Genomic DNA, 21392 nt, shown 5'->3' with positions numbered 1-21392 from the left:
TCGCTCCTCACGAACCCTGCGGCTGGCGTGCGGCGCCGGTCGACAGGCGCGGTCCCGTCGGCAGGAAGGCGGACCAGGCGGCCGGAACGGCCGCGGGGGCGACGTCCTTGTACCCGAGCTGGTTCTGCGCCTGCTGGGCCTCCTGCTGCCGCTGCTCCCGCTCCTCCTTCGTGCCGGACTCACCGATGCCGGAGTCGCCCTGCACGCTGTCGCCGTTGGACTGCATGGCATAGCGGAGGCCGGTGTCGGTCACCAGGAAGAGCGGACCGGATTCCGGGCTGGATCCCTTGAACTGCCGGAAGAGCTGCCCGGATCCGGGGGTGACGTAGGCGCTGCTGGATCCGGTGGGGAGTGTGGCGGGGAAGCTCTTGCCCACCCAGGTGCTGAGCGTGGTGGCGCCGTCCTTGTCCGCGACGTCGCGCAGGACGTTGCAGACGGTGTTGCGGCTTCCGCTCGTCGTGCTCGCGGAGTTGACGGGCTCCGGCACGCTCGTGGGCCAGTCCCACTCCTGCCCGAACGCCTCACCGGGCTCGAAGGCTCCGGCGCTGACGTGCTTCACCTTGCCGTCCGGGTTCAGGTTGACCAGTGCACGGCTGTTGAGCAGGAGTTTGGCGACGAAGTCGGACACCGGGGCGACCCGGCCCGGCAGGACCACGTACTGCTGGGTCCTGGTGCCGGCGGTGGCCGCGAGGACCATGCCCACCTTGTTGTCCCCTGGCTGCAGCTGGCCCGGAACACCCGCGTCGGTACCGGGAGTTCCGTCGATGGAGGGGAAGGAGACGGCGTCCCCCATGTGCAGCGTGGCGAGCCAGTCGGCGGACACCCGCTGGGCGCGGCCCTCGTCGACGAGGGTGCGCAGCAGCAGTTCGTCGTTCTTCACCGGGTAGGCCTTCCCCGTGGCGTCCACGAGGTAGCGGGTCCGCTCCGGACCCGGGCCCTCGACGTACGCCACCTCGCCGCCCCGCAGCTTGCCGGTGCCGTCGGTCTTCTTCTGCTCGCGCTCCGCGAAGACGAAGGCCGCCTTCTGGATGGCCCGGCCGCCCTCACCGGGCCGTTCGCAGACGGCCCAGCGCTTCGTGGAACCGGCTTCGGTCTTGTCGGGCAGGCGGTCCGGGGCGTACGGGATGCCGAGAGTCGCCCCGTGCGGGATCTTGCCGCTGTCGAGGACCGATTCGTCGACGTTGACGACCGTCCCCTTGTCGGGGGCGAGGAGGAGCTTGGCGCTGGACATGTTGAGCACCGGGTGGAGCTGCGTCTTGCCGTCGGTCTTCAACACCACGTACCGCGTGGTGGACTTGCTGGCGATGATGACGTTCTCGTACGGGGTGTCCCACTTCTGCGGGGCGACGGGCTTGAACATCCCCCAGGCCCCGAACACCGCCAGGACGACCGCGCCGACGATCACTCCGGGCACGACCGCGCGAAGAGGGCGTGGCGCCCCCTCCTCCGAGCCGGACGGGTGGGGCTGCAGGAACTGTGCGACCAACCTCCGCTTCGCGAAGGTGTAGGCATTGAGTTCGTCCCGCCGTGATGCCATGTGCGCGCTGCCCCTTCTCCCCAGTGGGCGACCAGGTTCCCACACCCGCCGTGGACCGCCGCCGCCGACCGGGACCCCTACTATGCCTGTTGGCACTTGGCTCTCACCGCTCAGGTAGGGTGATCGCCCGATCAACGCCCGTGAAAAAAACGATGAATACGGACACGAGGGGGCAACGCGGCGATGGGTGCAGCGACGGGGGAGCGCACGAGGCGGTCTGCCCACCGAACGCCCGGCCCTTCCCGACGGCAACGCAGCAACGGGCCTGACGGCACAGCCCCCCGCCCGTCGGCGGACGCCCCCGCGGCGACCACTCTCCACTCGATCTCCAGGACCGGCCGCGTCGGTCCCGCGCTGCGCCGGCTGGTGCTGGTCGAGGCGGCCCTGGCAGTCGCCGTGGTGGGCGCCGCGATGGGGGGCGCCTGGGTGATCCCCGCCGGTGTCATCGCCTGTCTGCTGATCCTCCTCGCGGTGGTACGCCGACGGGGCCGGGCCGTGCAGGACTGGCTGTCCACGGTGTCGTCCCTCCGCCGCCGCAGGAACACCGCGGCGGCTCCGCCCCCGGAGACGGAGCCCCAACTGGCGCCCGTGGCGGAGAGCGTGCCGGGATTCGCTCCGTACATCTACGTGGACGGCGCCCGCCGCACGGTCGGCATGGTCGGGGACGGCACGTTCCTGACGGCGGTGGTGCGGGTCGAGGCGAGCGGTGAGTCGCTGCGCCAGGCCATGGGCGCCCGGGCGCTTCCGCTGTCCCTCCTGGGTGAGGCGCTCGCGGTGGACGACATCGTGCTGGAGTCCGCGCAGCTCGTGCAGCAGGTGCGGCCCGCTCCGGCGCCGCACCTGCCGGAGCGGTCGGTCGCCCGGCTCTCGTACGGTCCTCTGCAGGACAGGACCGGGGCACCCGCGCTGCGGATGACCTGGGTGGCGGTGAAGCTGGATCCGGAGCTGTGCCGGGAGGCCGTGGAGGCGCGCGGCGGCGGCATGGGAGGGGCTCAGCGCTGTCTGGTGCGGGTCGCGGACCATGTGGCGAGCCGGATCACCGGCGCGGGTTTCCGGGCCGCGGTGCTGGACCAGGACGAGCTGAACTCCGCCCTGGCGACGTCCGCGTGCGCCAACCCGATCCTGTCGGCCCGCGCCGGACGCCCCGACGCCGCGCCCCAGCGTCGGACGGCCGAGACGGCGCGGGTCTGGCGCTGCGACGACCGCTGGCACACCACGTACGCGGTGGACCGCTGGCCCGAGCTGGGCAGGGGCGCGACCCCGCTTCCGCGGCTCGTCGCGCTGCTGACCTCGGTGCCGGCGTACGCGACGACGTTCAGCCTGACGGTGCGACGCGGTACGCACCAGGGCCATGTGTCCGTGCGCGGCCACGTACGGATCACCGGCGGCTCGGACACCGAACTGGTCGGAGTACGAAGGACATTGGAGCAGGCCGCACGGCACGCGGAGGTCGGCCTCGTACGGCTGGACCGCGAACAGCTGCCGGGGGTCCTCGCCACGCTCCCGCTGGGAGGCGCACAGTGACACGGCGACTCGTCCCGAGGCGGGGACTGCTCGGTCCCCGTCACGCGGGCCACACCCTGGCGGCGGATCACCTGGGCGCGCTCTCGCTGCCCGTGGGGGACGACGGCGTGATCATCGGCGACGACGCCGAGGGCCGCCCGCAGATGATCGGGTTCCACCGGCCCGCGCCGTACGACATCCTGCTGATCGGCGGCCTGTGGACCGCTCAGGTGCTGGCGCTGCGCGCGGCCGCCACCGGTGCGAGGGTGGCGGTCGAGACCGGACGCACCCAGGCGTGGACGACCCTGGCGCAGGCTGCGGGCGCCGGCCTCGAGTGCATCTCCCTCCACGACGTGGGCAGGGTTCCGCCGACCGGGGCCACCGTCAGCAGCCCGGTGGTGGTGGTACGCGACTGCGGCATGCGTCCGCCACGCGGCCGGGTGGTGTCCTCGCCGTGGCAGTCGGTCCTGACGCTGCTGCCCTATCTGAGCCCGGTGGCGCCCAGGTTGATGCGCTCGGCCACGCTCGTGGGCATCCAGCGGGTGTCACCCGCCGAGGCGGAGCAGACCGGACGGATCCTGGGGCTCGCGCGGACGGAGATCGAGGCGCTGCCGACCCTGGCGGACGGTGTCACGCTCTGGGTGGCCGGCCGCGACCGCCACTGGGTGATGACCAGCGCGACGGACGTCGAGACGGGACTGCTGGGCACAGCTCGTCGGATGGACTGATTCCTGCCTCGTTCGCACCCCGGACGCGCCGATTTTCAGGATCATGGCGGGTGGACGACACAGTTCGACGGAAGGGACGTGCCATGGGCACCCAGCAGGAAAAGGAAGAGCTCTACGCTCTCGACATCTCGGGTGTGGAGTGGCTCAGCGCACCCGGTACCGAGAACGTCGAGGAGCGGGTCGAGATCGCCCATCTCCCGGACGGCGCGGTCGCCATGCGCTCGTCGCTGGATCCGGAGACGGTGCTGCGCTACACGGAGGCCGAGTGGCGCGCGTTCGTACTGGGCGCGCGGGACGGCGAGTTCGACCTGAAGTAGCGGACCGCACGGCGCGGGGGCGGCTGTCATGGACGGTCGCCCCCTCGCCGTGTCCGGTCGCGCCCCCCGTGGGTGACATTTGGCCCAGTCCCCCACGATCCGGCGTACTCGCTCCGCCCGGGGGCCGAACGTGACCTACGGGACAGTTGACGCTGGGCGATACAGCCTGCCGCAGTGCGCCCCATGGCGATTAGGGTGGGTGGGGGCGCGGCAGAGGAACCTGCGGGCAGGCACTGCGCGTCGCAAGGGGGAGAGCCGGGCGGACCGGACATCGGGAACGGTCGCCCCCACCCACCACGGCACAAGGGTGCTCGACCACACCAGGAGGCAAAGTGAACGGCGATCGGGACGAGATCAGCGGGGGATGGAACACGCCCGTCGACGAGTCGTCCGACGCGGATCCCGCCGAGATGACGGGTGAGTTCACCATCGACTACACCCCTCCCGCCTGGTACACACAGAACACACCGGGTGACACGTCGGGGGGCGCCGGGTCGCACCTGGCTCCGCCTCCGCCGCCGCAGGGGGCGCCTCTGCCCGTGCCGGGGCTTCCGGCGTCCGGCGGATTCGAGCCCGGCTGGCGGCCGACGCCGGCCGCACCGTCGGAGACCGCGCCGGCCGCCTCGGCGGAGCCGCCTCCGCCTTCCTTCGAGCCCGCGCCCCCGGCCCCCGCTCCGGCACCCGCATCGCCTCCGGCCCCCGCGCCCGCTTCGCCTCCGGCGCCCTCCGAGGAGCCGGGCGCGGTGAGCGGCACGTCCGGCCCGTTCGGTGGCGGGGACGTGGAGAGCGGCGCGACCATGCGTTTCTCCCCCGCCGCGCTGAAGCGGGAGATCGCCGAGCGGGAGGCGGACAAGGCCGGGACGGCGGCATCCGGTTCCGGCGATTCCGCCGAGCCCTCGTCTTCGGACGCTCCGTCCGGGGACGACGGCGAGGAGCAGGCCGGTCCGGTCGGCGCGAAGGCCTCCACAGAGGATTCCGCCACTACCTCGCAGACCGACGAGGCGGACGAGGCGGACGAGGCGCCAGAGACGGACGAGACCGACGCCCCGGAGGCCGGCACGGCACAGGACTCCGGGGGTGCCGCAGCCGACGCCCCCGAGGTGGACGACTGGCCCGTCGACGTGCGGACCGCCCCCCAGGCCGGCGGGCCCATGGACACGGCGTCCGGCGCGGCGCCCCAGGACACCCCGCCGGCGGGCGCACCGACCGCCGACGGGTCCCCGGAGGAGGCACCCCGGAGCGCCGCGCCTTCGGACGCACCGGCGCCGTGGTCCCCCGCGCCCCCCGCACAGGGCGCCCTTCCGCCGCTGCCCCCGGCCTTCCAGCCGGCCGCGCAGCAGCCGAACGCGCCTCAGCCCGCGCCGCAGTGGCCCGCGCAGCAGCCGGCCGCTCCGGCCGCCGGGGCACAGAGCGGCTACGGGTTCCCGCAGGCCGCGCAGGGGGGCCCCGGCTTCCCGCAGGCACCCACGCCGCCGCCCGCACAGCCGTCGCCGCAGGCACCCCAGCAGCCGGTGCGACCCGACGCACAGGCTCCGCAGGGCGGCTACGGCTTCCCCCAGGCGCCGCAACAGGGCGGCTACGGGTTCCCTCAGCAGCCCCAGCAGCAGCCGCCCGTACAGGGTGCGCCTCCACTGCCCCCGGGCGGACAGCCTCAGGGCGGTTACGGCTTCCCGGCCCCGCAGGCTCCCCAGCCGCCGCACTACCCCGCGCAGGGAGCACCGCTCCCCCCGCAGATCCCTCAGCAGCCGGCCCAGGGCACACCGAACCTGCCCGCTCCGCAGCAGCAGCAGCAGCAGCAGCAGCCCGAGGCCTACCAGCCCCAGCCGCCCGCACCCCAGGCACCGCCCGTCGACCCGCGCACCGGGTCCGCGTGGCCGACGCCGGTCACCCATGACCAGCGCGAGCGTTCCGTCCCCGGCGCCCCGCTCGGCTACACGGCCGCGGTGGAGCTGTCGTCGGACCGGCTGGTCCGGGGCAAGCAGAAGGCCAAGAGCAGCCGCACCCCCTCCGCCGCGTCCCGCTTCAAGCTGGGTGGCAAGAAGGAGGAGATCGAGCGGCAGCGCAAGCTGGACCTGATCCGCACGCCGGTGCTGTCCTGCTACCGGATCGCGGTCATCAGCCTCAAGGGCGGCGTCGGCAAGACCACGACGACCACGGCGCTCGGATCGACCCTGGCCACCGAGCGGCAGGACAAGATCCTGGCGATCGACGCCAACCCGGACGCCGGCACGCTCGGCCGACGGGTGCGCCGCGAGACCGGGGCCACCATCCGCGACCTGGTGGGCGCAATCCCGTACCTCAACTCGTACATGGACATCCGCCGCTTCACCTCGCAGGCACCCTCCGGCCTGGAGATCCTCGCCAACGACGTGGACCCCGCGGTCTCCACGGCCTTCAACGACGAGGACTACCGGCGGGCCATCGACGTCCTCGGCAAGCAGTACCCGATCATCCTCACCGACTCCGGCACCGGCCTGCTCTACAGCGCGATGCGCGGTGTGCTGGACCTCGCGGACCAGCTGATCATCATCTCGACGCCGTCCGTCGACGGTGCCTCCAGCGCGTCGACCACGCTGGACTGGCTGTCGGCGCACGGCTACGCGGAGCTCGTGCAGCGGTCCCTGACCGTCATCTCCGGTGTCCGTGAGACCGGAAAGATGATCAAGGTCGACGACATCGTGCAGCACTTCGAGACGCGGTGCCGCGGTGTGGTGGTCGTGCCGTTCGACGAACACCTGTCGGCGGGCGCGGAGGTCGACCTCGACATGATGCGCCCGAAGACCCGTGAGGCCTACTTCAACCTCTCCGCGCTCGTCGCGGAGGACTTCCAGCGGGCCCAGCAGCAGCAGGGGTTGTGGACGGCGGACGGCAGCAACCCGCCCCCGCAGTTCGCGCCGCCGATGCCGGGTCAGCAGATGCCGGGTCAGCAGGTGCCCGGCCAGCAGCAGTACGCGCCGCAGCAGCAGCCGGGCCAGCCGTACCCGGGACAGCCGCAACCCGGACAGCCGTACCCCGGACAGCCCTACCCGGGGCAGCCGCAGCAGCCGTATACACCCCAGCAGCCCTATGGCGGGCAGCAGCCGTACGGGGGACAGCAGCCCCCGGCCCAGCAGGCCGCCGCGCCGCAGCAGCAGGCATACCCGCCGCACCCCGGCCAGGGCGCGCAGAACAACGGCTGGCAGCAGCTGCCCCCCGCCCAGGGACAGCCCGGCGGGGCTCCGGCCGGGCCGCCCCCGCCGCCCGCCCAGCACGATGGCCAGGCACATCAGTCCGGGCAGCCCGAACTGCAAGGCCCCGTTCCGCCCGCGGGCTGGCAGCAGCACCCCCCGCAGCCACCGTCGGCGCCTCAGCAGTAAGGCAGTAGAGGTCTAAACCAATGAGGGCTCGCACCGTTCGCACGGTGCGGGCCCTCATCGCATTCCCGCAGACCACACGCGGTTTGGCCGACCGTTGACGCGACTCGACCGCCGCTGATAAACCTTCGCTTCACCAGCTGGCGAACCAGAGATCTGCCCGCCTTCACCGTGCGAGTCCTGACGCGAGGTCCACGTCCATGGTCACAAGATTTCCACCACGCTCCTCCCGCCCACGCGGCCGTCTGCGCATTCTTCTCGCCTCCGGAGCCGCCGCCCTGGCGCTGGCCGCCGGATCGGTCGTCCCCGGAAACCCGATCGGCCCCGCCCCGCAGGAGGCGCAGGCGGCTGACGGCTCGTCGACCCTCACGGTCGCGGTCGCGCAGAGCGTCGACTCCCTGAGCCCGTTCCTCGCCCAGCGGCTGCTCTCCACGAGCATCAGCCGGCTGATGTACGACTTCCTGACCAACTACGACGCCAAGGACAGCCACACGATCCCCGGCCTCGCGACCACGTGGGAGCCGTCGCCGGACAAGCTGACGTGGACGTACACCATCCGGACCGACTCGAAGTGGTCGGACGGCGAGAAGGCCACCGCCGAGGACGCGGCGTGGACCTTCAACACGATGATGACCGACGAGGGGGCCGCGACCTCGAACGGCAGCTTCGTCTCCAACTTCAAGAAGGTGACCGCGCCCAGCCCGGACAAGCTGGTCATCGAGCTGAAGAAGCCTCAGGCGACGATGACGGCGCTGGACGTGCCCATCGTGCCCAAGCACGTCTGGGAGAAGGTCGGCGACTTCTCCAAGTTCAACAACGACACGAAGTTCCCGATCGTGGGGAACGGGCCGTTCATCCTGACGGACTACAAGGTCGACAGCTATGTGAAGCTCAAGGCGAACAAGGACTTCTGGCGCGGCGCGCCCAAGTTCGACGAGCTCGTCTTCCGGTACTACAAGGACCAGGACGCAGCCGTCGCCGCCCTCCGAAAGGGTGAAGTCTCCTTCGTCGCCGGCAGCCCGAGCCTGACACCCGCTCAGGCCGCGTCGCTGAAGACCGCCGCCAACATCAAGGTGAACGACGCCCCCGGCCGCCGCTTCTACGCGCTGGCCACCAACCCGGGCGCGCAGACCAAGGACGGCAAGAAGTTCGGCGACGGGCACGCGGCGCTGCAGGACCAGAAGGTCCGCCAGGCGCTGTTCATGGCCGTGGACCGCACGACGATCATCGACAAGGTCTTCCAGGGCTACGCCATAGAGGGCGAGGGCTACATCCCGCCCCGCTACGACTCGTACTTCTGGAAGCCCGAGGCCGGGCAGAAGCTCGCCTACGACCCGGCGAAGGCGGGCGCCCTGCTCGACGAGGCGGGCTACAAGAAGAACAGCGACGGCAAGCGGGCCGGCAAGGACGGCAAGCCGCTCGACTTCCGCATCCTGTGCCACGCCACGGACCCCAACGACAAGGCTGTCGGCAAGTACCTCCAGGAGTGGTGGGGCGACCTGGGTGTCGGCCTGAAGGTCGACTGCCGCGACAACGTCTCCGACCCCTGGTACGCGGGTGAGTACGACCTCGCCTTCGACGGCTGGTCCGTCAACCCGGACCCCGACTTCGTCATGTCGATCCACACCTGTGCCGCGCTCCCGGCCAAGGCCAAGGAGACGGCGGCGACGGACAACTTCATCTGCGACAAGCAGTACGACGAGCTCTACTCGAAGCAGTTGGCGGAGTACGACCCCGCCAAACGGGCCGACCTCGTGAAGCAGATGGAGTCGCGGCTGTACGACACGGGGTACATGAACGTCATGGCGTACCCGAATGCCGTCGAGGCCTACCGCACCGACCAGATCGAGTCCATCACGACCATGCCCTCGGACGCGGGCAACATCTTCGGTCAGGACGGCTACTGGAGCTGGTGGTCGGCGGTCCCGGCCGCCGGTGCGTCGGACGGTTCGTCCGGCGACAGCGGCAGCTCCACCGGAGTCCTCATCGGTGTCGGTGTCGCCGTAGTCGTCCTCGCCGGTGGCGGGCTGCTGTTCGCCATGCGTCGTCGTTCCACCGCGGAAGACCGTGAATAGTCCATGAGCACAGAAAGCACTCCCGCGCTCCTGAAGGGCGCGGCGGGCGTGGACGCTGTGCAGACCGACGGCCCGGCTCCGGCCGGGCCGTCGGCCCGCAGTCCACGCGCCCGCAGCACGACCGCCTATCTCCGCTACGCGGCGGGCAAGCTGGCCGGTGCGGCCGTCTCGCTGTTCGCCGTGCTCGTCACCAGCTTCTTCCTGTTCCGCCTGATCCCCGGCGACCCGGTCAAGCAGATGACCGGCGGCCGGCAGGTGTCGACCGAACAGATCGCCGCGATGCGCAGGGAATTCGGCCTGGACCTGCCCCTGTGGCAGCAGTTCACCGAGTACTGCGGCAAGGCCCTGACCGGGGACTTCGGTACGTCGTACCAGTTCCACGCCCCGGTCATGGACAAGATCTCCGAGGCGCTGCCCGCGACGCTGCTGCTCACCGGCACCGCGTTCGTGATCTACACGGCGATCGGCATCTGGCTCGGCGCCAGGTCCGCCTGGCGCAACGGCTCGGCCGGTGACCGCTTCCACACCGCCTTCGCCCTGACGCTGTACTCGGTGCCCTCGTTCTGGCTCGGCCTGCTCCTGATCATCACCCTGTCGGTGGGCATCGGGCCCATCCCGGGCATGTTCCCGACCGGCGGCATGGAGTCGGGCAACTCGAGCGGCTTCGGATACGTCCTCGACGTCGCGCACCACCTGGTCCTGCCGGTCGTCACGCTCGTCGCCGTCGAGTACGCGCGCACCCTGCTGGTGATGCGGTCCTCGCTGCTCGACGAGATGGGCAGCGACTACCTGACGACGGCCCGTGCCAAGGGGCTGCGCGACGACCTCGTACGTCGTCGCCACGCCGTCCCGAACGCGATGCTGCCGACGGTGACGCTGCTCTTCGTCAACCTGGGCAACACGGTGGCGGGCGCCATCCTGGTGGAGACGGTGTTCTCCTGGCCCGGTCTGGGCGGACTCTTCTACCAGGCGCTGAGCGTGCCCGACCTGCCACTCGTGCAGGCGCTGTTCTTCGTCTTCGCCGCCGCGGTGATCCTGATGAACACGCTCGCCGATGTGATCTATCCGCTCCTCGATCCCCGGGTGGGCCGATGACGACCACGACCGACGCCGCGAAGGCCACCAGCCCGCGCGCGCTGACCTGGGCCCGCCGGCGCCATGCGGCCACCCGCTTCTGGCAGCAGTACCGCACCCACCGGGCCGGCCTGGCGGGACTTGCCGTGCTCGCCCTGATCGCCCTGGTCGCGCTGGCCGCCCCCCTGCTGGTGGGCGCGGACTCCCGGAGCGTCACCGAGGCGCCCGGCGGGGCGCTGGAGTCCCCGAGCGCGGAGTTCCCGCTCGGCACCGACCAGTTCGGCCGCAGTCTGCTCGCCCTCCTTGTGTGGGGGACGCGCGTGTCCCTGACCGTGGGCCTGCTCGCCGCGTTCCTGTCCGTGGCCATCGGGACCCTGGTGGGCATCACGGCCGGCCACTTCAAGGGGTGGTACGGCAACGTCGTCATGCGGATCACCGACTGGTTCCTGGTGATGCCGACGCTCGTGCTCGCCATCGCGCTGGCCACCGTGCTCTCGCGGTCCCTGTGGACGACGGTCCTCGCCATCGGCGTGACGACCTGGCCGACGACCGCGCGGCTCGTCCGCGCGCAGACGCTGTCCGTGGAGTCCCGTCCGTACATCGAGCGCTCCAAGGCGCTCGGCGGCGGGCACGGCCACATCATGTCCCGCCACGTGCTGCCCAACGTGATGCCCCTGGTGCTCGCGCAGACCACGCTGGTGATCTCCACCGCCATCCTCACCGAGGCGACCCTCGCCTTCCTGGGCCTCGGCGATCCCACGATCGTCTCCTGGGGCGGCCTGCTCCAGGACGCCCGTGAGGCCGGAGCGGTCAGCTCCGGCAACTGGTGGTACCTCGCTCCGCCCGGACTCGCCATCGCGGTCGTCGCCCTCGCGTTCACGCTGTGCGGCCGCACCATCGAGACCGTGCTCAACCCCAAGCTGGGGGTGTCCCGTTGACCGCCGTGAAGACCGAGAGCGTTCCGAAACCGGAGACCGGGCAGCCATTGCTCGACGTCCGGAACCTGCATGTCACCTACGGCTCGGGGGCCTCGGCCGTCCCGGCCGTGCGGGGGGTCGACCTGCGGGTCGAGGCGGGCCAGAAGCTCGGCATCGCCGGGGAGTCCGGCTGCGGGAAGTCGACCCTGGCGCTCGCCCTGCTGCGCCTGCTCCCCCCGTCCGCGACCCTGAGCGGCGAGATCCTGCTGGACGGCGAGGACATCCTCACCATGAAGTGGGGCCGGCTCCGGGCCGTGCGCTGGGCGGGGGCGTCGATCGTCTTCCAGGGCGCGATGCACTCGCTGAACGCCGTGCACCGTATCGGGGACCAGATCGCCGAGCCGATCCTTCTGCACCGCGGGGCCACCCCGGCGGCGGCGCGCAGGCGCGCCGGTGAGCTGCTGGAGCAGGTGGGGCTTCCGGCGGCGCGTGCGGACGCCTACCCGCACGAGCTGTCGGGCGGTCAGCGCCAGCGCGTGATGATCGCCATGGCGCTGGCCTGCGACCCGCGGCTGATCATCGCCGACGAACCCACCACCGCCCTCGACGTGATGATCCAGGCCCAGATCCTGCGGCTGATCGAACAGCTCGTCAGCGACCAGGACCTCGGCCTGATCATGATCAGCCACGACCTGGCGGTGCTCTCCGACACCTGCGACCGGCTGTCGGTGATGTACGCGGGCCGGGTCGTCGAGGAGGGCCCCGCGAAGCAGGTCCACGAGAACGCGAGGCACCCGTACGGCGCCGCGCTGTCGGCCGCCTTCCCGCGGATCGGCGACCTCGCGTCCCGGCACGCGCCGAAGGGCCTGCCGGGCGATCCGCCGGACCCGTCGGCGCTGCCCTCCGGCTGTACGTTCCACCCCCGCTGTCCGGTGGCGCTGGACTCCTGCGCCACCGAGGACCAGGAGCTGAGGGCCGCCGGGCCGTCCCGGCGGGCGGCCTGTGTGCTGGTGGAGCCGGGCGCCACCGCGCCAGCCGGTCCGTCCGGCGGCGCCGAGGAAGCAAGGAGCACCTCATGACGACCACTCCCCCGGCCCCCCTGCTCAGCGCCCAGGCGCTGGAGGTCGCCTTCCCGGGCCGTCGCGGAGCGGCGACCGCGCGTGCGGTCGACGGGGTCGACCTGGACATCCGTCCCGGTGAGATCGTCGCCCTGGTCGGCGAGTCCGGCTGCGGCAAGACGACGCTGGCCCGGTCGCTGATGGGTCTGGTGGCGCCGACGGCCGGCCGGGTCACCTTCGGCGGCGAGCCCCTCGACTACGCGGGCCGGGCGCTCAAGGCGTACCGCAAGCGGGTGCAGCTGGTGCTCCAGGACCCGAGCGGCTCCCTCAATCCCCGCCACACCGTGTACGACGCGGTCGCCGAGGGCCTGCGCATCCACGGCTACGCGGGTGACGAGCACGCGGCGGTGTCCGGGGCGCTGGCACGGGCGGGGCTGCGCCCCCCTGAGCGGTTCTTCCTTCGCTATCCGCACGAGCTGTCGGGCGGTCAGCGCCAGCGCGTCGTGATCGCGGGCGCGCTGGTCCTGGAGCCGGAGCTCATCGTGGCGGACGAGCCCGTGGCCTCGCTGGACGCGTCCGTACGCGGCGAGATCCTGGCGCTGCTGCTGCGTCTGCGCGACGAACTGAACCTGTCGGCGCTGGTGGTGACGCACGATCTGGGGCTGGCGTGGAACATCGCGGACCGGGTCGCCGTGATGTATCTCGGCCGGATCGTGGAGACGGGTGACGTCGAGCAGATCCTCACGGCTCCCCGGCACCCCTACACCCAGGCGCTGCTGTCCGTGCTGCCGGAGGCGGACGGCGAGCCGGTGATCCTGTCGGGCGAGCCGCCGGATCCCTCGAAGGTCCCGTCCGGCTGCCGCTTCCACGCCCGCTGCCAGATCCTCGCCTCGGGCGAGGCGGAGCGTGCGGGCGTCGCCGACGCGTGCCGTACGAAGGACCTGCCGGTGCTGGAGGGGGACGGCCGTGCGCAGGTCGCCTGCCACTGGGCCGCGGCGGAGGTGGAGGCGGTCTCCTAGCTCCCGGGAGGCGCGGTCACCCCGGGGCGGGCCCTCGGACCCCGGGGGCGTGGTGGATCGCGCCCGTCAGCTCCCCCAGGGGACGGCCGGTACCGCCCCAGCGGTGCTGGATGATCTCGGCGGCGATGGAGACGGCCGTCTCCTCCGGCGTACGGGCTCCGAGGTCGAGGCCCACGGGTGAGGCGAGGCGGGCGAGTTCCGCCTCGTCCACCCCGGTCTCCCGCAGCCGGGCGATCCGGTCGGCGTGGGTGCGCCGGCTGCCCATCACGCCGATGTACGCGGCGGGTGTGCGGAGCACCGCGGCGAGCAGGGGCACGTCGAACTTCGGATCGTGGGTCAGGACGCAGACCACCGTGCGCGCGTCCACCTCGGTCGACTCCAGATAGGTGTGCGGCCAGGCGCAGACGACCTCGTCGGCCGTGGGGAAGCGCTCCCGGGTGGCGAAGGCGGGGCGGGCGTCGCAGACGGTCACCCGGTAGCCGAGGAAGGACCCGATCCGCGCGGTGGCCGCCGCGTGGTCGATGGCTCCGAAGACGAGCATGCGCGGCGCGGGGGCGAACGTCTGGACGAAGACGGTGACGTCCTGCATCCGGCGCTCACCGTGCGGGCCGTACCGGCCGGTTCCGGTCGCTCCCTGGGCGAGCAGCCCGCGCGCGTCGTCGGTGACGGCCGCGTCGAGCCCCTCGTCGCCGAGCGAGCCGCTGGTGCGGCCGTCGAGAACCGTCCGGCAGGCGCCCGGAGCGGCTCCGGACACCACGGTGGCGAGCGCCACGGGCTCCCCGGCGGCGACGAGGTCGGCCAGCTCCCGCAGCCCGTCCCGGTCGGCCGCGGTGACACAGGGCCGGATCAGGACGTCGATCGTCCCGCCGCAGGTCAGACCGGCGCCGAAGGCCTCCTCGTCGCTGATGCCGTACGTCCTCAGCCGCGTCTCGCCCGTGGTGAGCGTCTCGGTGGCGACCTCGTACACATCGCTCTCGACACAGCCCCCGGAGACGCTGCCCGCCACCGTGCCGGTGGCGGTCACCGCCATCGCGGCGCCGGGGGCACGCGGCGCACTGCCCCGCACCGCGACGACGGTGGCCAGCGCGAAAGGCGTACCGGTGGTCTGCCAGGCACGCAGTTCCGACAGCAGTTCACGCACGGTGGACGCCCTTCCGGATCGACGGCTCCTGCCCCCGACGATGCCCCGGTCCCGGCGTGCGCACCACAGGAAGGGGTCAGGCGCGCTCGTACGCCGCGACCAGCTCGCTGGACCGCTTCACGTCGGCGGCCATGGCCACGAGCAGGTCCTCGATCGAATCGAACTTCAGCATGCCGCGCACGTAGGCGAGGAAGTCCACCGCGACGTGCAGTCCGTACAGGTCGAGGCCGACGCGGTCGATCGCGTACGCCTCGACGGTCCGCTCGGTGCCGTCGAACTGCGGGTTGGTGCCCACGGAGATCGCGGCGGGCATCGCCTCGCCGGCCACCGTCAGCCAGCCCGCGTAGACGCCGTCGGCGGGGATCGCCGTGTGCGGGAGGGTCTCCACGTTCGCGGTGGGGAAGCCGAGCTCACGGCCGCGCTGGGCTCCGCGCACGACGACGCCCTCGACCCGGTGCGGGCGGCCGAGGATCTCGGCGGCCCCCGCCATGTCGCCCTCGGCGACCAGACGGCGGGTGAGGGTGGAGGAGAACGGCTCGCCGCCGCCGGCGTCACCGCTCACGTAGAGGTCGATGACCTCGACGCCGTAGCCATGGGTGGGACCGAGCTCGGCGAGGTACGCGACGTTGCCGGCCGCCCGGTGCCCGAAGCGGAAGTTGGGTCCTTCGATGACCAGCTCGGCGTGCAGCTTGTCGACGAGCACCTTCACGATGAAGTCGGCGGGCGAGAGCTGCGAGAACTCGGTGGTGAACGGCAGGATGAGCACCGCGTCCACGCCCAGTCCTGCCATGAGCTCGGCACGCCGGTGGTGCGGGGCGAGCAGCGGCGGGTGCGTGCCGGGGCGGACGACCTCGCTGGGGTGCGGGTCGAAGGTGACGACGACGGAGGGGACGCCCAGCTCCCGCGCCCGCTCCACGGCCCGGCCGATGATCAGCTGGTGCCCGCGGTGCACCCCGTCGTAGGAGCCGATGGTGACGACGCTGCGTCCCCAGCCCTCAGGGATGTCCTCCAAGCCACGCCAGCAGTGCACTGTGACCGCTCCTCGCCCGAACCCGTGTACGTGTGTATGTCCATTACGCAGGTCTAAGACTGCCATGCTCACGTCCCGCTGCCTGCATCGGCATCGGGATGCCGGGGCGCGCCCCGTCCAGGGACTCCATCGTCCGCCGGGCGCCGGGACCCACGACGGCGGCCCACTCCTGCGGGGCGTCGGTCAGCCACCGGACGACGAGCGCCGCGAATCCGGGGACGTCGCGGGCGATCTCGACCAGCCCGCGGTCGAAGCGGGCCGCGCCCTCGGGCGTCCGAGCGAGGAGCATCCCGGTGCGGTGCACCAGCGCCCGGGTGCGGGCCTCGGGGCGGCGTCCGGAACCGGCCGCCGCCGCCCTGAGCAGGGCGTCGAGGACCTCGGGGTCCCTCCCGGTGCCCTGCTCGAACTCCAGCAGCACCTCCAGCAGCTCGGCCCGCAGCGGCCGCGAGGCGGCGGTTCCGGGGGTGGCCAGCACCCGGGCCAGCGCGGCGCGCACGGGCGGTGGCGCGGGGCGGTCCCTCAGCAGCGCGGTCATCATGGGCAGGAGCAGTGCCCGCGCCGCAGGGCTGTGCTCCAGCCTGAGATCCACGTACGCGGCGGCCTGCGCCCCGGCGTCCTCCCCGGGCCGGCTGTCGATGTACAGCCGTACGAGACCGGGGGCGTGCAGGGCCAGGGCGGGGGTGTCGAGGGAAGCCAGTTCCCTCAGGACGTCGTCCGCGGCCCGGCCGGGGAGCGACAGGCGGGCGCGAAGCGCGGCGAGGACCGGCTCGGGGTACTTGGGGAACACCTCCGCCAGCAACGGGAGCGGCAGCCTGGGGTCACCCGCGGCGAAGATCCGCAGGGCCTGCGGCAGGTAGCGGCCCCCGGCCCTCGGGTCACGCACGAGGACGGTGAGCGCCTGGGCGTGCAGGGCGGTGTCGTCCGGCCGGGCCAGCAGGGTGAGGGCCGCGCCCCGCAGCAGGGCACGGTCGGCCTCGGTCAGGGCGGAAGCGGCGGCGAGTGTGGCGTGGAACGCGGCGGCGGCGCGCCGCGCGGGCCGGTCCTCGTCGCGCGCCCACCGGTCGACGGCCCGGCACAGGGCGGCCGGCTCGTCCTCGGCGAGGGTGGCGAGCAGTTCCGCGGCCCGCGGGTGGTCGGTGTCGACGAGGGCCTCGGTCAGATCGTCGACGGCGAGGTCCCTGCGGGCGTAGAGGAGGGCCTGCGCGGCGGCGGCCACGGTGAGCCGCATCGGCGCGCCGTCCTCGGCGGGCAGGGGGCTCTCGTCACCGAGCCAGTGGCACAGCAGCGGCTGGACGGTCCGGGGGTGGGCGGCCAGACGCCGGGCGACCGCGTCCAGATACCGTTCGCCGCCGTCCGCGCGAGGGGCTCCGTCGGCGGGCAGAAGCCTGCGCAGGAGGTCGATCCGGGCGCCCTCGGGCAGCAGGATCCGGCGCCAGAACCACGGCCCGAACACGGCGTAGGGACCGAGCGCCGGCCGGCCCCCCGACAGGGAGCGCCGGGCGATCCGGCCGGCGAGCACCTTCAGCACCCCGAGGCAGGGCCGGGCGTCGTCCACCCTGAGCAGGCTCTCGCGGAGCAGGTGGGCCGCCCACCAGGCGGCGTCGGGGAGCCGCTCCCGCGCGCCCGGCGCGGGCGCCAGACGGTCCATCGCCTCGATCAGGTCGGCCATGCGGTGGGCGAGCGCGGCGTGCCCCTGGCGCCGCTCCAGCAGGAGCATCGCCTGGAGGACCGGGCCGATGCGGTGGCGCGGCACCGGGAGGTTACGGGGTTCCCCGGCGCCCTGCGGGGGCGGTGCGGGCACCGCGGTCGCCCCCTCCGCGTGCCAGCGGTGGACCAGCGCGTGCAGGGCGGCGTCCAGGTCGAGGTGGGCGCCCTGCACCCAGTCGCCCAGCTCCTCGTGGGCGAAGCGGTATCCCGCGCCCGCCGGGACCAGCAGTCCCTCGGTGAGGACCGCCGACGCCCACCCCGTGCGCCAGGGGAAGATCTCCTCGAACGACGCCCGGTCCAGCTCTCCCTGCCCGGGGCCGAGGCAGCGCCTGGCCGCCTCGTGGATCTGGCCCGCCACCTTCGCAGCCAGTCTGCGGACCGCCGTGCCCCGCAGCCGGGGTTCGGCCTCTGCGCCGATGCGGACGGCGATGCGGAGACAGGCGAGGTCCAGGTGCGCCGCGAAGACCTCCTCCGTGCCGGGCCGGCCCGGCACGTCGGGGGGCAGCGCCTCCCGCACCTCGGCGAGCAGCCGCAGGGTGAGGGGATGCCGGTCGTGGCCCGGCGCGAGCATGCCGGGCGGGATGCCGTACCGCTCCCACGCCCGCTCGGCCTGCTCCGCCGTGAGATCGCGGAGCCTGACGGCGGGCGGCAGTCCTCCGGCGGGCCGCTCCGGCCGGTGCAGGGCGCCCCGCGGGTAGAGCGCGCCGGCGGTCTCCCAGTGCTCGGGGCGGCAGGCGACGACCATGCGGACCTCGTGGGTGAGGAGCCAGTCGGCCGTCGCGCCCGCCCACGCGGTGAGCCGGTGGGCCAGCAGGGGCGGCATCTCCTCGGGACCGTCGACGACGACGAGCAGCGGGTTCCCGGAGGCCGCGGCGAGGGCGGCCACCCGCTCCGAGGTGGCCTCCTCCATGTCCCCCGGGGTCCCGGCGGCGCTGATGATCCTCCCGGAACGCCGCAGCCCCCGGGTCATGGCGTCGGCGACCGAGGCGTCGTCGGCCAGCAGATCCGCTCCGCGCAGCCAGAGCGTGAGAGCGGGCACCGGGCCGCGGGCGCGACGGGCGGCCAGCGCGGCGAGCTCCGTGGTGCGGCCGGTCCCCGGCGCGCCGACCAGGCCGAGGACGGGTCCCGTGCCGGTCTCGAAGGCGGTGAACTCGGCGCTGATGTGCGGGCGTTCGACGGCTTCGGCGTCACCGGGACGGCCCTCGGCATGGCCGAGCGAGGTGGCGGTCAGCTGCAGCGCTCCCGCGAGGTTGAGGTCGCGGCCGTACCCCGGCACGCTGCTCGCGTTGCGCCGGAGGACCTCCGCCAGGGGACTCGGGGCGTCCTCGGGGGTCAGGGGGAGTGCCAGTCCGGCGGTCTCGTGCCCGGCGCTCAGAGCGGTCGAGAGCACTCCGAGGACGGCCCCGGTGCGCGGGTCGGTGACGGGCCCTCCGACGGCGGCACCGCCGGAGCGCAGCGCGTCGCGCCCGTCCGTGCCGAGGACGAGCTCCAGCGCGTCGCCCACCGGATGGTCGCGTCCGCCCTCGGTGTACGTCGCCGGGGTCGTCCCGAGCACGCGTGCCTCGCGCCAGCCGTGGGCGGCGATCCGCACGTAGGTGCCCGTCCCGATCTCCTCGCGGACGGCGATGGGGAGCGGTTCCACCCCCAGGACTCCCGGGCCGCCGGTGTGCAGCAGGGCGAGCCCCAGGGCGGGCATCGCGACGATGTCGTCGGGGCCGACGACGCAGGTGCGGCCGTCCGCGCCGTGGAGCGTCAGGACCTCGGAACGTGCGACGGCCTGGTGGCCGGTGACGACCGTGCCACGGTCGTCCGCCACGAATCCCGTCCCTCGCGGCCGGCCGGCCTGATCGCAGATTCTCACCAGTGTCGACCGGTCCCCGCTGCCCATGGTCCGACCGTAGGTCCAGGGTGATCGGCACACGAAACTCAGGGGGCGTGAGCGCCCCCCTCACACCCCCCTGTCGCTCCGAGCGCCCGTCCATCGGGGTGAATCGGTGCGTCCCCGTGGACAGGAATGGGCGCGGGAGGGGGATCGTGGAGCGGGCACGCACCGGGGGGACTGCCCGCTCCACGATGGGCCCGGTCCTGACGGAGCCGCTCGTGGAGCCGTTCGTGAAACCGCTCGTGGGGCCTTCGTCAGGCGAAGACGGCGAGGCTCCTGGCCTTGCCCTTCTGCTCCTCGACGAGCACCAGGAACGCCCCGTCGGGCCCGAAGACACCGACCGGCCCCGGCGGATAGGCGGGCATGTCCAGCCGCACGCCGTTGAGGAGCAGTTTGGCGCGCTTCTCGTCCACGTCCCAGCGGGGGAAGGCCGACGCGGCCGCCTCGGCCACCGGCATCACGGTCAGCTCCTGCTGGTGCTGGTCGAGCGTGCGCGCCGCGTCGAGGCCGTACGGGCCGACGCGGGTGCGCCGCAGCGCCGTCAGGTGCCCGCCGACGCCGAGCCCGGCGCCGAGGTCACGGGCCAGGGCGCGGATGTACGTACCCGAGGAGCACACGACGGAGACGACCAGGTCGACGACGGGGGTGCCGTCCTCGGCGACCGCCTCGCGGACGTCGTAGACGCGGAAGGACGAGATGGTCACCGGGCGGGCCGGGATCTCGAACTCCTCGCCGCCACGCACCCGGGCGTAGGACCGCTTGCCGTCGATCTTGATGGCGCTGACCTTGGACGGCACCTGCATGATCGGGCCGGACAGGACGGCGACCCCGGCGTCGATGCCTTCCCTGGTCACTCCCGAGGCGTCGGTGGACGAGGTGATCTCGCCCTCCGCGTCGTCGGTGACGGTGTCCTGGCCGAGCCGGATCGTGCCCAGGTACTCCTTCTCGGTCAGCGCGAGATGGCCGAGCAGTTTGGTCGCCCGCTCGACGCCCAGGACGAGGACGCCCGTCGCCATCGGGTCCAGCGTGCCGGCGTGACCGACCCGCCGGGTGCGGGCGATGCCGCGCATCTTGGCCACGACGTCGTGCGAAGTGAAGCCGGACGGCTTGTCGACGATGACAAGGCCGTCCGGCGTTTTGTTCTGCGTCATGCGGAAGGTGAGCCCTCGCCGTTCTCGTCCTCGTCCTCCGGCTTGCGGTACGGGTCCGCTCCGCCGGCGTACGTGGCGCCCGAGGACGCCTCACGCACCTTGGCGTCCGAGGCGCGTGCCCGGTCGAGGAGGTCCTCGATCGCCTTGGCGTTGTCCGGCAGGGCGTCCGCCACGAAGGCCAGGGTGGGGGTGAACTTGGTCCCCGCCGCGGCACCGACCGCCGAGCGCAGGATGCCCTTGGCGCTCTCGAGGCCCGCGGCCGCGCTGGCCCGCTCCTCGTCGTCGCCGTAGACCGTGTAGAAGACCGTGGCCTCCCGCAGGTCGCCGGTGACACGGGTGTCCGTGATGGTCACGTGCGTGCCCAGACGCGGGTCCTTGATACCGCGCTGCAGTTTCTCGGCGACCACCACCTGGATGAGGTCTGCCAGCTTCTTCGCCCGCGCGTTGTCGGCCACTGGTCCGTCTCCTTCTTGAACGTGCTCAATCTTCTTCGTCGTTGTGCAGCCGCCGTCGTACGGACAGCAGCTCCACCTCCGGCCGGCCCGCGATCATGCGCTCGCACCGGTCGAGTACGTCTGTGAGGTGCCCGGTGTCCCCGGAGACCACGGCAAGACCGATCTCGGCCCTGCGGTAGAGGTCCTGGCCGCCCGTCTCCGCGACGCTCACCGCGAACTTGCGGTGGAGCTCGGCGACGATCGGGCGGACGATGGAGCGTTTCTCCTTCAACGACCGTACGTCGCCGAGAAGCAGATCGAAGGACAGTGTCCCCACATACATGTATGTCCGGATGTCCCGCCGGTTCGGGTTCGGGGGCCCGGGGGTCGCCCCCCGGAGTGGCACAGCCACGCCCCGCCGTCACTCGGCGGGGACACCCGAACCGTACCGGAACGGCCGGGGCCG

At 72.8% G+C, this 21392-nt stretch carries 16 protein-coding genes; 9 read left to right on the top strand and 7 right to left on the bottom strand.

Translation table 11 applies throughout. The features are described 5' to 3' along the window. Positions 1-7: 7 nt before the first annotated feature. Complete coding sequence (eccB, locus tag OG488_RS27720; RefSeq protein WP_329233484.1) at positions 8-1537, bottom strand: type VII secretion protein EccB; 1530 nt, start codon at positions 1535-1537, stop codon at positions 8-10. A gap of 183 nt (positions 1538-1720) precedes the next feature. Between eccB and eccE the strand changes: the two genes are divergently transcribed. The 9 genes from eccE (at position 1721) to OG488_RS27675 (ending at position 13581) form a co-directional block, all read left to right on the top strand. Continuing rightward, positions 1721-3061 carry a type VII secretion protein EccE gene (eccE, locus tag OG488_RS27715; RefSeq protein WP_329233482.1) on the top strand — a complete coding sequence of 447 codons (1341 nt, stop codon included), beginning with the start codon at positions 1721-1723 and terminating at the stop codon, positions 3059-3061. Next, positions 3058-3768 carry a hypothetical protein gene (locus OG488_RS27710; RefSeq protein WP_329233481.1) on the top strand — a complete coding sequence of 237 codons (711 nt, stop codon included), beginning with the start codon at positions 3058-3060 and terminating at the stop codon, positions 3766-3768. The genes eccE and OG488_RS27710 overlap by 4 nt, the downstream gene beginning before the upstream one ends. A gap of 83 nt (positions 3769-3851) precedes the next feature. Next, complete coding sequence (locus OG488_RS27705; RefSeq protein WP_329233478.1) at positions 3852-4085, top strand: DUF397 domain-containing protein; 234 nt, start codon at positions 3852-3854, stop codon at positions 4083-4085. A gap of 332 nt (positions 4086-4417) precedes the next feature. Beyond that, positions 4418-7441, top strand: coding sequence for an SCO5717 family growth-regulating ATPase (locus OG488_RS27700; RefSeq protein ID WP_329233477.1), 3024 nt, complete (start codon positions 4418-4420; stop codon positions 7439-7441). A 197-nt stretch (positions 7442-7638) separates the two neighbouring features. Then, positions 7639-9513, top strand: a complete 1875-nt coding sequence (locus OG488_RS27695) for an ABC transporter substrate-binding protein (RefSeq protein WP_329233474.1) — start codon at positions 7639-7641, stop codon at positions 9511-9513. A 3-nt stretch (positions 9514-9516) separates the two neighbouring features. Beyond that, positions 9517-10608, top strand: coding sequence for an ABC transporter permease (locus tag OG488_RS27690; RefSeq protein ID WP_329233472.1), 1092 nt, complete (start codon positions 9517-9519; stop codon positions 10606-10608). Next, the gene (locus tag OG488_RS27685) at positions 10605-11525 is read left to right on the top strand and encodes an ABC transporter permease (protein ID WP_329233470.1); all 921 of its coding nucleotides are present in this window, start codon (positions 10605-10607) and stop codon (positions 11523-11525) included. The genes OG488_RS27690 and OG488_RS27685 overlap by 4 nt, the downstream gene beginning before the upstream one ends. Next, positions 11522-12583 (top strand): ABC transporter ATP-binding protein, encoded by a 1062-nt coding sequence (locus OG488_RS27680; protein WP_329233468.1) that lies wholly within the window; start codon positions 11522-11524, stop codon positions 12581-12583. The genes OG488_RS27685 and OG488_RS27680 overlap by 4 nt, the downstream gene beginning before the upstream one ends. After that, positions 12580-13581, top strand: a complete 1002-nt coding sequence (locus tag OG488_RS27675; RefSeq protein WP_329233466.1) for an ABC transporter ATP-binding protein — start codon at positions 12580-12582, stop codon at positions 13579-13581. The genes OG488_RS27680 and OG488_RS27675 overlap by 4 nt, the downstream gene beginning before the upstream one ends. Positions 13582-13597: 16 nt before the next feature. Here OG488_RS27675 and OG488_RS27670 read toward each other — a convergent pair whose 3' ends face one another. The 6 genes from OG488_RS27670 to OG488_RS27645 form a co-directional block, all read right to left on the bottom strand. Next, positions 13598-14722, bottom strand: a complete 1125-nt coding sequence (locus OG488_RS27670; RefSeq protein ID WP_329233464.1) for an XdhC/CoxI family protein — start codon at positions 14720-14722, stop codon at positions 13598-13600. Positions 14723-14798: 76 nt separating this feature from the next. Beyond that, the gene (locus tag OG488_RS27665; RefSeq protein ID WP_329233462.1) at positions 14799-15752 is read right to left on the bottom strand and encodes a bifunctional riboflavin kinase/FAD synthetase; all 954 of its coding nucleotides are present in this window, start codon (positions 15750-15752) and stop codon (positions 14799-14801) included. Positions 15753-15795: 43 nt separating this feature from the next. Further along, positions 15796-19347 carry a serine protease gene (locus OG488_RS27660; protein WP_329233461.1) on the bottom strand — a complete coding sequence of 1184 codons (3552 nt, stop codon included), beginning with the start codon at positions 19345-19347 and terminating at the stop codon, positions 15796-15798. A 248-nt stretch (positions 19348-19595) separates the two neighbouring features. Continuing rightward, the gene (truB, locus tag OG488_RS27655; RefSeq protein ID WP_329233459.1) at positions 19596-20492 is read right to left on the bottom strand and encodes a tRNA pseudouridine(55) synthase TruB; all 897 of its coding nucleotides are present in this window, start codon (positions 20490-20492) and stop codon (positions 19596-19598) included. After that, positions 20489-20947 carry a 30S ribosome-binding factor RbfA gene (gene rbfA / locus OG488_RS27650; protein WP_056792836.1) on the bottom strand — a complete coding sequence of 153 codons (459 nt, stop codon included), beginning with the start codon at positions 20945-20947 and terminating at the stop codon, positions 20489-20491. Before rbfA ends, truB begins: the two co-directional genes overlap by 4 nt. Positions 20948-20972: 25 nt before the next feature. Continuing rightward, positions 20973-21269, bottom strand: coding sequence for a DUF503 domain-containing protein (locus OG488_RS27645; protein ID WP_329233456.1), 297 nt, complete (start codon positions 21267-21269; stop codon positions 20973-20975). Positions 21270-21392: the final 123 nt, after the last annotated feature.

Source organism: Streptomyces sp. NBC_01460 (assembly GCF_036227405.1).
GTDB lineage: Bacteria > Actinomycetota > Actinomycetes > Streptomycetales > Streptomycetaceae > Streptomyces.
Note: the sequence above shows the minus strand (reverse complement) of the source record. Positions and strands in the feature narration are given on the sequence as shown.